Origin of the sequence: Bradyrhizobium sediminis (genome assembly GCF_018736105.1) — a bacterium.
GTDB lineage: Bacteria > Pseudomonadota > Alphaproteobacteria > Rhizobiales > Xanthobacteraceae > Bradyrhizobium.
This window is the reverse complement of the sequence record NZ_CP076135.1, coordinates 1,281,943-1,294,464: the sequence shown is the minus strand read 5'-3', so window position 1 is coordinate 1,294,464 and position 12,522 is coordinate 1,281,943. Positions and strand designations below refer to the sequence as shown.

The window sequence follows — 12,522 nt, the reverse complement described above, 5'->3', positions numbered from 1 at the left end:
CGGATCGTCTCCCGCTCATTGAAGCGATCGATGCGAAACGTCCGCCGTGCGGATGTACCTCGCCGACTCGAACTCGCCTCTCGTCCAGTTGCGCGACGCCATAGGCGAACGAGAGCTACTGGAATCGCCGCGCCGCACCCCAAAACACCAGTAAATCCAATATTCTGGCCCGGTAATTTCGAAAATTCAAATATATACAAATATAAATATAGTATTCTTATGTATTAGCATAAAATTATAATGTAATTATTGTTACTTTTTATGCTTAACCAAGCGTTAATGAATAGATTTACATGCTCAACTTCTGGTTTACCTTGATCTCATCGATCAGATTCAAGGGAAACCAAAATGCGCCAGCCGCTAAGCCTAATCTCCTCAGCCTTGCTCTTTCTCGCAGTCGGAAACAGCGGCTCGGCAGCGATTGAAAACCAACCGACACGCGCCGGCCTTGAGGCGCTGGTTCCAGGCCTCAGGGGCACCTGCCACCACCGGCCGCCGCCCGCAGAACCATTCGATCCCCCGGCGACATCCGCACTCCCTCGCCATGAAAAGTTCGTGGCCGGCGAGCATTTCAAAGAGAACATTTCACCGGGGGCCGACGCCAGAATTTCCTGGCTTGGCGCGACTTTCATGCGCCGCTTCGCCGTCAAGGTCGAAGACGATACAGATGATGTGACGTTTCAAACTCACGCTTTGAGCAGATCATCGAGCAACACCCAGATCATCGCCGAACTCGATGATCGCCATGAGACCAAACTAACCAACCTTTGGTGCCTCTTGAAACTCCAGGCCAACGGTGAAGACGGAGCGCTGCAGACCAATGCCGTTCCAAACATTTTCTTTGTGCAGGACGCCGCAGGCGTGCTCGGCGCGGTAGACGCGGTCTGGGCCGGCGCAGGATGGGAAATCGGAGCGAGCCCGGTGCAAGGACAACGCCAGTGGCCTGCAGGATCGCGCGTGATTTCCCGCTGACACATTCGGGCGACAGCCGCTCATAGCGGTCTGGCTGCAGGTTCGATTCCTGCCGGGCCACGCCAGCCTTCGCTCGCGAAGCGGCCAAGCCGCCGAGCAGATCGGGCGTCATGGCATTCAGGCTCGCCGGCTCGCTCAGGGTCAAGAGGCCGACGGCCCCGTCCCGCGTCTGCTTCACACCCGGCATGCCTGCTCTCCTTCGCGTTTGTCTTGATCGTTGGCGGTGTGCCATTGTCGGTGGCACTTCGCCAGCTCGGCGCAACGTCAAGAACAACAGGCGACACCATGGGCGACCAGTCCTCCGACGCCCAGCAGATCCGCAAGCCCGCGATATCCTCCAAGGGCGACGTCGTCGCCGCGCAGTCGCGCAAGGCCGCCGAAGTCGGCGCCGCACTGCATGTCGTCATATCTGACGATTTGGACGTTTGGACCGCTCACAATCTCTGAGTGTTTTCTGGCGGTTAGCACGGCAAGTCCAGTTGGGGCGCATTTTTCGCGCGAAGGCGAAGCATCGTTGATCTGCCTCAACGCTTCGCTTTGTAAAATTCTCCAACATAATTTTACGCGCGTCTGCTTTTCCTGGGAGGCCTGCAATGAATTTTCCTGCGATATTGGCTACGTTGTTTCTGACATCGGCGCTCTCGGCACCGGCGCTTGCACAACAAGCGCAGACGAGCGGGCCGCCGCTGGGTTCTCCAGCCGCGACCATCACTATTCCCGGTGATCAACTTCCGCCACTGCCCCCCAAGTTCGGCGGCGTGATCAACGAAACGACCAAGGACTCGAAGCCGTGGTGGCCGCCGACGGTCGTCCCGCCCAAGGGCGCACCGAACGTGCTGCTGATCATGACTGACGACTCCGGTTACGGCGTGCCGAGCACCTTCGGCGGCGTCATTCCGACGCCAGCCCTCGACCGCATCGCCAATGCCGGGCTGCGCTATACCCAGTTCCACTCGACCGCGCTGTGCTCGCCGACGCGCGCGGCGCTGATCACGGGCCGCAACCATCATTCGGTGGGCTTCGGCAACATCAGCGAATTGGCGACCGGGTATCCGGGCTATGACTCGGTCATCGGCCCCGAGAACGCGACCATCGGAAGGATACTGTCGGACAACGGCTATGCCACGTCCTGGTTCGGCAAGAACCACAACACGCCCTCTTACCTGTACAGCGCAGCAGGGCCGTTCGATCAATGGCCGAGCGGCATGGGCTTCCAATACTTCTATGGCTTCATGGGCGGCGAGTCCGACCAGTGGAAGCCATACCTCTTCCGCGATCACACACCGGTTTTCCCCTGGGTGGGTAAGCCCGACTACAACCTCGTCACCGACATGGCGGACGACGCCATCGGGTACATGAAGCAACTGAACGCATCCGCGCCGGACAAGCCGTTTTTTGTCTATTACGTGCCAGGTGCCACGCACTCGCCGCATCATCCGACGAAGGAATGGATCGACAAGTTCAAAGGCAAGTTCGACATGGGCTGGGAGAAGCTGCGCGAGCAGACCTTCGCCAACCAGAAGCGGCTCGGCGTGATCCCGGCAAACACCGAACTCACGCCATGGCCGGACTCGCTGCCGAAGTGGGACTCGCTCTCAGTCGTACAAAAGAAGATCGTCACGCGCGAGGCCGAAGTCTTTGCCGCCTACACCGCCTATAACGACCACGAGATCGGGCGCGTGATCCAGGCGGTCGAGGATATGGGCAAGCTCGACAACACGTTGATCATCTACATCAACGGTGACAACGGCACGAGTTCGGAAGGCTCGATGCAGGGCACCCCGAACACAATGACGGTCTACAATGGCGTCCTCGAACTGCCAGAGGTCGAATTGCTGCGATACTACGAGTCCTGGGGCTCGGATCAGACCTACCCGCACATGGCGGTGCCGTGGGCCTGGGCGTTCAACACTCCATTCAAATGGGTGAAGCAGGTCGCATCGCATTTCGGCGGGACCAGGCAGGGCATGGCCATCTCGTGGCCCGGCCACATCACCGACGTGGGCGGCATTCGCAGCCAGTTCCACCACGTGATCGACATCGTTCCGACGATCCTCGAAGCGGCAGGCCTTCGGGCTCCGGCCTCCGTCGACGGCGTTCCGCAAAAGCCGATCGAGGGCGTGAGCATGACGTACACGTTCGACAAAGCGAACGCCAATGCGTCGTCCAAGCACGAGACGCAGTATTTCGAGATCATGGCGAACCGCGGCATCTATCATGACGGCTGGTACGCCGGCACGACGCCGGCGCTGGTACCCTGGAAGCCGGCGGCAGGAGGACCGCTGCCCGATGTCACCTCCTACAAGTGGGAACTCTACAATATCAGCGAGGACTTCTCGCAGAACCGTGACCTCGCCGCGACGAATCCCGGCAAACTGAAGGAGATGCAGGCGCTGTTCCTGTCGGAAGCGCAGAAATATCAGGTCCTGCCGTTGGACAATACGGTCCTCACCCGCCTCCTCACGCCGCGGCCGAGCGGCACGGCGGGGCGAACCGAGTTCACCTATGTGGGCGAGAATGCCGGCATTCCGATCGCCAACGCGCCGAGCCTTCTCAACCGGGACTACACGATCACCGCCGACATCACCGTTCCCAATGGCGGCGCCGAGGGCATGATCGCCACGATGGGTGGACGGTTCGGTGGCTATGCGCTCTATCTGCTCAAGGGCAAGCCGGTCTTTGTCTACAACCTCCTCAACCTGAAGCGCTATCGCTGGGAGGGAGGTGTCGGAGCCGAAGACTGGCTGGGCCAGTCGCTCAGTCCTGGCAAGCACAAGATCGTATTCGACTTCAAGTATGACGGACCGGGACTCGGAAAGGGCGGATCCGGCGTGCTTTCAGTCGACGGCAAAGTGCTGTCGCAGCAGAAGATGGACCACTCCATTCCTTTCATGATGGCGCTTGACGAATCTCTGGACATTGGGCTCGACACCCGCACGGCGCTCGACGACAGCTACAAGCTGCCATTCCGCTTTACCGGCACGATTGACAAGCTGAGCTACAAGATCAGGCCGGAGCAACTGGCTGAGGATGATCGCAAGGTCATGCAGAAGGCCGTGACCAAAGCAAACGACTAGCCCGAGTCAGGCACAGCAGAACAGCGGGGAGCGCAAGCTCCCCGCTCCCGAACACGAGATGTTCCAAAGCTTCGCCGCACCCCTCCCACAGCTTGCGACCGAAAGACGAACGTTTCGGGCTTCGGTCAAATGAGCAGGGTCGAGCGGCGCGCCAATGAATGGGAGATCGATCATGAAATCATTTGCCGGACAGGAAAGAATTTCACTTCATCGCCGCGACCTGATCACGACCGCATTCGGTGCAGGCCTCGGCGCCGTATTGGCACCGACCACCAGCCAGGCTGCCGGCCCCCTGCTGCGGGCACTGGGCGATCTGAAGGGCGACGTGGAAGAGGAACTGGCCTACGTCCTTGCGCTGGAATGCTACGTCTATGGCTTTCCTCTCGTCATGATGGACGTGACGAAAGCGGTAATGACCGCCACGTCCAAATCCGAACAGTACAAGGCGCCAGTCAATCAGTTCGGCAGGATGCGGACTTATGTCGACCCGGATTTCAAGGACTGCGTCCGCATCAGTGTCAGCTCCCTCTGGGCGTTCTCGTTTATCGACCTGGAGAAGGAGCCCTTCGTCTATTCGCAGCCCGATACCCAGGGGCGCTATGTAGTGATGCAGGCGCTCAACATGTGGACCGACGATTTTGCCTCGGCGGGCAGGCGGACCACGGGGACCGGTGCCGGCGACTTTCTCATCGTCGGACCGAAATGGAACGGCGTTGCGCCAAGCGGCATCAAGCAGACGTTCCGTTCGACGACCCGCTATGCATCCGTCCTGGTCCAGATCGCATGCGACAGCCCAAAGGACTTTGCCGCGATCAACAAGTTGCAGGATCAACTGCAACTCACCCCGCTCAGCGCCTGGGGCAAGCCCTATACGCCGCCTTCGAACGTTCCGATCGACAGCAGTGTAGACACTACGGCGACGCCCTATGACCAGGTGCGGCTGATGACCGGCGAGATGTTCTTCAAGCGCCTGGCGGCGACGCTCAAGGACAATCCGCCCTATGCGGACGACACCAGGATCATCGACAAGCTGAAGCGGATCGGCATCGAGGTCGGCAAGGACTTCGATCCGTCCAAGGTCGATCCGGCGGTCCTCCGCGGAATCAACAGGGCGCCGGCCGAGGTCTGGTACAAGCTGGAGACAGGGCCCTACACGGCTCCCACCGTGAACGGCTGGCAGAACGTCCTCAACATCGGGCGCTTCGGCACCGACTACACGACGCGGGCATTCGTCGCCTGGTTCGGACTTGGCGCGTTGACGGCAGATGACGCGGTCTATCCGAGCGCCTTCGTCGACGGCGACGGCAAGGTGCTGGACGGCGCGGCGAAATACGTTCTCCATCTTGAGAAGGATCAGATATTCCCGTCGGAAAGCGGCGTGTGGTCCATTTCACCCTATCGCGAGAATTTCTACGTCAGGAACGCGATCAATCGCTACGGAATAACTTCGGCGATGCCGCTCAAGTACAATCCGGATGGTTCACTGGACATCTACATTCAGGCGCATTCACCGGGGCCCGAGAAGGAAGCGAACTGGCTTCCTTGCCCACCGAGCCTTCCCTTCAACCTCAGCATCCGGGTCTATCAGCCAAAGGCTGTGCTGAAGGATGGCACGTTCAAGATCCCGCCCGTTCGTCGCGTTCGCGACAGCTGATGAGATCCGGAGCATCGGGCATGGAAAGTGTGGTCCAGTTGATGCCGGTTACGCCTTCGATCGACCAACTGGCGCGAATCATCGGCAACGTAGCCGCTCCGGCTTTTCTTTTGGGGGCGGTCGCGTCGTTCATCTCGGTGCTCATTTCCCGAATCAACCGGGTGATTGACCGGGCCCAGTTCCTTCACGGCCTCGCGGAAGATGATGTCCCGAAGGCCTACCTCAAGGCCGACATTCCCCGCCTGCGGCGCCGGGCCACCCTTCTGAACCGGTCGCTGTTTTGCTCCATCCTGTCGGCGATACTCACCGCTCTCATCATCATCGTTGCTTTCATCAGTGCACTTTTCAACATCGCCCACGAATATGGGGTGGCGCTGCTGTTCATCGCCGCGCTCCTGACGTTCAGCCTATCGCTCCTCGATTTGGCCCGCGAGGCGCGGATTGCTCTTCACGACAATGACCTGCGTGCATAGCGATCAACAGCATCGGTGCCTGGTCGGGGAGTAGAGGTGCCAAGGGCTTCCCGGAATGGCGGCGGCGAGGCCACCGCCGGGCGAGCGGGGATCCGACATCTCGTCCTCGATGGCGTAAACGAGGTCGAGATTGCCTACACGTTCAAGCGCGCACTTTGGGGCCAGGGATTGGCGAGCGAAATCACGAAGGCACTGATGAACCTCGGTCTGGTGCAGCTCAAGTTGCCGTCCCTGGTCGGCGTGGTCGCTGTCGAGAATACGGAGTCCCGGCACGTTCTGGAAAGAGCAGAATTTATCCTCGAGAGGAGCGGGATATATATCACGGCGACCAGGTTGTGATTTATCGCTCACCAATCGCTGTACACGTTCCGGGACATCGGCGAAGGCCAGCAAACGCTTGACCCCCTGCCTGACGCTGCCTGACTTATCGTACACACGAAAGGATCAGAGCATTCTCTCGCCGGCGCTGGGTCACGAGCCGAAAAGCTCAACTTGAGCAGGTTACTTCCGCTTTTCGTCCGACAGCGAACACGACTCTAGCTACGCGCGCCCATGCAGTTCACGCGGCTTGGCCAAATTAAGCTGATACCGGGTGTGACGCAGCTCTCCGGTCCTGGTCAATGCGCCCTTCTCGATCAGGTCCTGCAAATCTCTTGTCGCCGTGGCACGGGACGTTCCGGTTATGCTGATATAGTTCTCTGCGCTCAAGCCGCCCTTGAAGCCGTCGATGCCTTCGCGGAATATCCGGGCGATGACTTTCTCCTGACGCTTGTTGATCGTGCCGCGATGCTTCTCGTAGAACTTCGCCTTGGCGACATAGAAATCCACGCGCCTGATGGTGTTGTTCTGGGCTTCCAGAATCGTGTTCGCAAAATATTTGAGCCAGCTGGTGATCTCGGTCTCTTTGTTATTGCGCTCCAAGGAGGCGTAGTAATCGTTACGCTTCCGCTCAATCGTATAGGCGAGCGCGATCAGGCTGGGCTGACCAAGATTTTGCGCGAGGGATTTTTCCGCGAGGGCACGGCCTATGCGGCCGTTGCCGTCTTCGAACGGGTGAATACACACGAAGTACAGATGGGTAACGCCGGCGCGCGTCAGCGGCGACAACGGATTCTTGCCTCCGGGCGCAGTATCGTTGAACCAAGTGACGAACTGCTTCATCTCGTCCGGCACACGTCTGGACGGCGGAGCCTCGAAATGCACCGTGGGTTCATGGATCGGGCCCGAGACGACCTGCATGGCTTCGGCGTGCGTCCGGTAGCCGCCGATAACCTGGATGGATGTATCGCCGCTCAGCAACATGCGGTGCCAGTCGAACATCGTCTTGTCGGCAAGTGAGTCCGCAAAGCTGCGGTAGAGATCGACCATCATTTTCGCGATGCCGCGTTCAGCCGGTGTTATGCCCGGCCTTTCTGCTCCCAACCCAAGCTGATGGCGCAGCGACGATTGAACGCTGTCGCGGTTGAGGATTTCGCCCTCGATTTCGGAGGTTTTTACGGCCTCGTCGCTGATGAGCTCGATTTTGAGGGTATCCTGGTCATCGGCCCCGATATGCTTGAAAGCGCCGATGAACTCTCCGGACTGGAGCAGGAACCGCCTTTCCAGCGGCGCCAAAGCCGTTGAATCATATGTGAAATTTGGCCAATCCGGCCTTTGCCAGTTCCAACTCATGAGCTATAGGCGCCTCTTCTATAGCTCATTATTACGTAAAAAATGAGTTATAGCAACAAATTCGATAGCTCATGGGTCTCGACGCGAGAACGTTAGAAGCGTGTCCGACGCAGCTCGAGCAAAGCAAAAGCGAAGACCGGACTGGGACTCGCAGAGCAAAGAACACTACCGCCCGCTGAACCTTGCCGCGCGCTTTTCCACGAACGCCTGTCGGCCCTCCAGCGCATCCTCGCTGCGGCGAATTTCGGCCTGCGTCTCGATTTCGCGGCGGAACTGTGCGGCGTAAGTCGCATGCTCGCTTTCCTCGAGCAGCGCGCGCGTCGCGACCAGCGCCCGGGTCGGCCCGGCGGCGAGGCGCTGGGCCAGCTTGACCGCCTCGTCGAGCAGGTTTGCGTCGTCGACGACCTGCCGCACCAGGCCCCATTCATGGGCGCGCTCGGCGGAGAGCGGCTCGTTCAAGAGCATCAGTTCGAGCGCGCGCTGGCGGCCGATCAGGCGCGGCAGCAGCCAGGTCGAGCCGAGATCGGGCACGAGGCCGATGCGGCTGAAGACCTGGATGAAGCTCGCCGAACGCGCCGCCACGATCATGTCGCCTGCCATCGCCAGGCTGAAGCCGCCGCCGGCCGCAACGCCGTTGACCGCGACCACGACCGGCACGCGGCATTCGCGCAGCGCCCGGAACGCCGGCCAATAGAAACGCATCACGCCAGCGGCGATGTCGCTGCCCAGCGCCTCCGACGCCTTGAGATTCTGGCCCGAGCAGAAACCGCGCCCCTCGCCGGTCAGCACCAGCGCCCGCACATCAGCGTCAGCGGTCATCTCGGCGATGGCCGCAGCCAAGGCACCGAGCAGATCGGGCGTCATGGCATTCAGGCTCGCCGGCTCGCTCAGGGTCAAGAGGCCGACGGCGCCGTCCCGCGTCTGCTTCACACCGGCCATGCTTGCTCTCCTTCGCGTTTGTCTTGATCGTTCGCAATGTGCCATTGTTGGCAGCGCTTCGCCAACTCGGCGCAACGTCAAGAACAACAAGGCGACACCATGAGCGACCAGTTCTCCAACGCCCAGCAGATCCGCAAACCCGCCATATCCTCCAAAGGCGGCATCGTCGCCGCGCAGTCGCGCAAGGCCGCCGAAGTCGGCGCCGCGGTGCTGGCTGATGGCGGCGACTGCGTCGACGCCGTGATCGCGACCACGTTTGCGCTCGGGGTGTTGGAGCCCTGGATGAGCGGCGTCGGCGGCGGAGGGGTGATGGTGCTCTACCGCGCCCGCGACAACCGCTACGAGGTGATCGACTACGGCATGCGCGCGCCGAACAGCCTTCGTCCCCAAGACTATCCGCTGACCGGCGAAGGTGCCGCTTCCGACATCTTCCCCTGGCCGCGGGTCAAGGATGATCGCAACCTGCACGGCCCCGGCTCGATCGCCGTGCCCGGCGTGGTCGCCGGCATGGAGGAGGCGCATCGCCGCCATGCCAGGATGCCGTGGCAGGACCTGCTGGCGCCCGCCATCGATCTCGCCGGCCAGGGCCTCTCGGTGGACTGGTGGACCACGTTGATGATTGCGAGCACCGCAGCGGACCTGCGCCGCTACCCGGCCAGCGCCGCCGCTTATCTCAAAGACGGCCTGCCGCCGAACGCGCAATGGGGCATCAAGTCGACGGTGCGGCTGCCGCAGGACCGGCTGAAAGCGACGCTGTCCTACCTCGCCGCCGAAGGCCCGCGCGATTTCTACCAGGGCGACCTCGCACGCAGCATCGCGACCGACGTGCAGGCCGCCGGCGGTTCGTTGTCGGCCGCAGACCTTGCCGCGTTCCGCGCCTACGGGCGCGAAGCGCTGGCCATTCCCTATCGCGGCGGCAAGGTCTACGCGACGCCGGAGCTTACCTGCGGCCCGACGCTGGCGCATACGCTGCGCCTGCTGCAGCAGAACCTGAAACCCGGGCGCGATGGGCCCGATGCTGCCGCCTACGCCGAATATGCGCTGGCGCTGCAATCGGCCTACCGCGAACGCCTGCAGGACATGGGCGACGCCGACGGCCGCCGCGCGCTCGGCGCCGAGCATCTGGCCCCCAGCTGCACCACGCATTTCTCGATCGTCGACCGCGAAGGCAACATGGCCGCGGTGACGCAAACCCTGCTGTCGACCTTCGGCTCGAAATTCGTGACGCCGCAGAGCGGCATCACCATGAACAACGGCATCATGTGGTTCGATCCGACGCCGGGCCAGCCGAACTCGCTGGAGCCGGGCAAGCGCTGCCTGACCAACTACACGCCGGTACTGGCAGAGGCCGCCGACGGCCGGCGGCTCGCGGTCGGCGCTTCGGGCGGACGGCGCATCCTGCCGGCGGTGACGCAATTGCTGTCGTTCGTGATGGACTACGGCATGGACCTGGAAGCCGCGATCCACACCCCGCGCATCGACGCCAGCGAAGGCGCGGTCGTGATCGGCGACGTCCGCCTGCCGGCGCAGGTGCGTGAAACCCTGCGCGGGCGTTTCGATTACGAGGAAGCCCGGGTGCAGACGTTCCCGATGAAGTTCGCCTGCCCGAGCGTGGTGCTGCGCAACGGCGAGACCAACTCAGGCGCGACCGAAATCGCGCAGCCCTGGGGCGATGCAGTGGCGGAGGGATAGGTGAAGCGCTCCGGGTAGCCGAACCCTGCCAGAGCGTTTTTCTAGCGCATTTGGATCGGGGCTTCATCCTTCGAGACGCGCGCACCGGACAGCGCAAGTGCGCTGCCGGGAGTGCGCGCTCCTCCAGCGATGAGCGCATTTGCGCTCACGCGGGGATGAGGTCTCGGACCCTCATGGTGAGGAGCGCGGCAACGCCGCGCATCTCGAACCATGAGATATCACAAGCGCAATGCGCTCTCAGCCCGCCTCCTAGCCCGCCTTGGCATCGACGCTCGCGGCCAGCGGCCTCGCCGCGGACCGCGCCTCCGGGGTGAGGACGATCCCCTCATAGCCCATGGCGGCGACCTCGCTGATGGCGGCGACGTATTTCGGCGCGCCGCCATTGTAGACGAAGTAGCGGACCTTGCCCTGTTCGTGGCCGGGGACGTTGGAGTTGTAGCCGGTGAACCAGGACTTGGCCTTTCGCATCAGCATGATCGAATACATCTTGGTGACGTGGGCGGTCCAGCGCGCCTCGGCCGCGGCCGTCGCGTCGGCGCGCGCATAGCCGCGGTCCCACATGTGCTGGAGCAGAGCGGTGCACCAGTTGACGCCGGTTTCGATGCCGCGCGGAAAGTTCGTCGACGCCGAGCCGCTCTGCGGCCCGGTCGGCATCAGCAGGTTCGGGAAGCCGTGCACCAGCATGCCGAGAAAGGTCGACGGGCCGTCCTTCCATTTGTCGAACAATTTCTCGCCGCCGACCCCGCTGATGTCGATGTGGTCGAACGCGCCGGTGATGGCGTCGAAGCCGGTGGAATAGACGATGATGTCGAAGTCGTAGTCGCGCGCGCTGGTGCGCAGGCCGGTCTCGGTGATCCGCTCGATCGGCGTCTCGCTGATATCGACGAGGTGCACGTTGCTGCGGTTATAGGCCTCGAAATAATTGGTCTCCAGCGGCACCCGCTGCACGCCGAAGCCGTGATCCCTGGGGATCAGCTTCTCCGCGACCACGGGATCCCTGACGCGGCGGCGGATGCGGTCGGCGATGTAGGCGGAGAACTCCGCATTGGCCGCCTCGTCGGTAAAGATCTCGCGGAAATTGCTCAGCCAGATTCCGAAACCGGGCTCGTCGTAGAGCCGGTCCCACAGCTTCAGCCGTTCCTCGCGCGTCACCTCGTAGAAACCGCGGCGATCGGGCTCATGCTCGAAGCCGCCGGGGGTGCGGGCGCAGGTCGCCCAGATTTCGTCGTAGCGCGAGCGGATGTCGGCCATCTCCGCATCCGAAATCGGCGAGTTGTTGAGCGGCGCGCTCCAGTTGGGCCGGCGCTGAAACACCGTCAGTTCGCCGACCTTGTCGGCGATCTCGCCGATGATCTGGATGGCGGTGGCGCCGGTGCCGATGATGGCGACCTTCTTGCCGGCCATCTCGACCGGCTGGTGCGGCCAGTAGAAGGTGTGGAACGAGCGGCCCTTGAAGCGGTCCATGCCCTCGATCCGCGGCAGCGTCGGCGCCGAGAGCAGCCCGACTGCCATGATGACGAAGCGGCAGGTCAGTTCGCGGCCGTCATTGATCCGGAGTCGCCACAGGTCGCGCGCCTCGTCGAAATGCGCCGCCTCAACCTTGCAGTTGAACTGCATGTATTTGCGCAAGCCGAACTTGTCGGCAACGAAGTTGAGATAGCGCAGGTTCTCCGGCTGGCTCGAAAACCGTTCCTTCCAGTGCCACTCGTTGAGCACTTCCCTGGAGAACGAATAGCCGTAGGTGTAGCTTTCCGAGTCGAACCGGGCGCCCGGGTAGCGGTTCCAGTACCAGGTGCCGCCGAGGTCGGAGGCCGCATCGAGCACCAAGGCATCCACCCCGAGGTCGGCGAGACGCTTGATCTGATAGATCCCAGCCACACCCGCGCCAATGACGATGACCTCGTAGTGTGACTTGGTTTCCTCGGTCATGCTCCACTCCGGTCCATGTCTTTTTTGACGTCAACGACAGACGACATCGGCGCTTTGGCGCTTTTTGTGGTCACTATACCAGCAATCCGCACTTTGCACTTGCGTCAGGACGCCA

The 12,522-nt window shown here is 61.8% G+C and carries 10 protein-coding genes; 7 read left to right on the top strand and 3 right to left on the bottom strand.

Annotated features, from left to right (window positions below):
• The first annotated feature begins 348 nt into the window (after positions 1-348).
• The 6 genes from KMZ68_RS06205 (at position 349) to KMZ68_RS06180 (ending at position 6,515) form a co-directional block, all read left to right on the top strand.
• Positions 349-972, top strand: coding sequence for a hypothetical protein (locus tag KMZ68_RS06205; protein ID WP_215614961.1), 624 nt, complete (start codon positions 349-351; stop codon positions 970-972).
• A 237-nt stretch (positions 973-1,209) separates the two neighbouring features.
• A complete protein-coding gene (locus KMZ68_RS06200) occupies positions 1,210-1,419 on the top strand; it encodes a hypothetical protein (protein ID WP_215614960.1) in 210 nt (69 codons plus the stop codon).
• Positions 1,420-1,565: 146 nt separating this feature from the next.
• Positions 1,566-4,049: an arylsulfatase gene (locus tag KMZ68_RS06195; protein WP_215614959.1), complete on the top strand. Its 2,484-nt coding sequence runs from the start codon at positions 1,566-1,568 to the stop codon at positions 4,047-4,049.
• A gap of 172 nt (positions 4,050-4,221) precedes the next feature.
• On the top strand, positions 4,222-5,703 hold the full coding sequence (locus tag KMZ68_RS06190; protein ID WP_215614958.1) for a DUF1254 domain-containing protein: 1,482 nt from the start codon (positions 4,222-4,224) through the stop codon (positions 5,701-5,703).
• Between the two features lie 20 nt (positions 5,704-5,723).
• Complete coding sequence (locus KMZ68_RS06185) at positions 5,724-6,176, top strand: DUF2721 domain-containing protein (RefSeq protein WP_249779542.1); 453 nt, start codon at positions 5,724-5,726, stop codon at positions 6,174-6,176.
• Positions 6,177-6,212: 36 nt separating this feature from the next.
• Complete coding sequence (locus KMZ68_RS06180) at positions 6,213-6,515, top strand: GNAT family N-acetyltransferase (protein ID WP_249779541.1); 303 nt, start codon at positions 6,213-6,215, stop codon at positions 6,513-6,515.
• Positions 6,516-6,716: 201 nt separating this feature from the next.
• Here KMZ68_RS06180 and KMZ68_RS06175 read toward each other — a convergent pair whose 3' ends face one another.
• Together KMZ68_RS06175 and KMZ68_RS06170 are read right to left on the bottom strand one after the other, a co-directional pair.
• Positions 6,717-7,847, bottom strand: a complete 1,131-nt coding sequence (locus tag KMZ68_RS06175) for a Fic family protein (protein ID WP_215614957.1) — start codon at positions 7,845-7,847, stop codon at positions 6,717-6,719.
• 165 nt (positions 7,848-8,012) lie between these two features.
• A complete protein-coding gene (locus KMZ68_RS06170) occupies positions 8,013-8,786 on the bottom strand; it encodes an enoyl-CoA hydratase-related protein (RefSeq protein WP_215614956.1) in 774 nt (257 codons plus the stop codon).
• Between the two features lie 99 nt (positions 8,787-8,885).
• Here KMZ68_RS06170 and KMZ68_RS06165 point away from each other — a divergent pair, with 99 nt between their 5' ends.
• Complete coding sequence (locus KMZ68_RS06165) at positions 8,886-10,478, top strand: gamma-glutamyltransferase (protein WP_215614955.1); 1,593 nt, start codon at positions 8,886-8,888, stop codon at positions 10,476-10,478.
• Between the two features lie 249 nt (positions 10,479-10,727).
• Here KMZ68_RS06165 and KMZ68_RS06160 read toward each other — a convergent pair whose 3' ends face one another.
• Positions 10,728-12,407 carry a flavin-containing monooxygenase gene (locus tag KMZ68_RS06160; protein WP_215614954.1) on the bottom strand — a complete coding sequence of 560 codons (1,680 nt, stop codon included), beginning with the start codon at positions 12,405-12,407 and terminating at the stop codon, positions 10,728-10,730.
• Positions 12,408-12,522 lie beyond the last annotated feature (115 nt).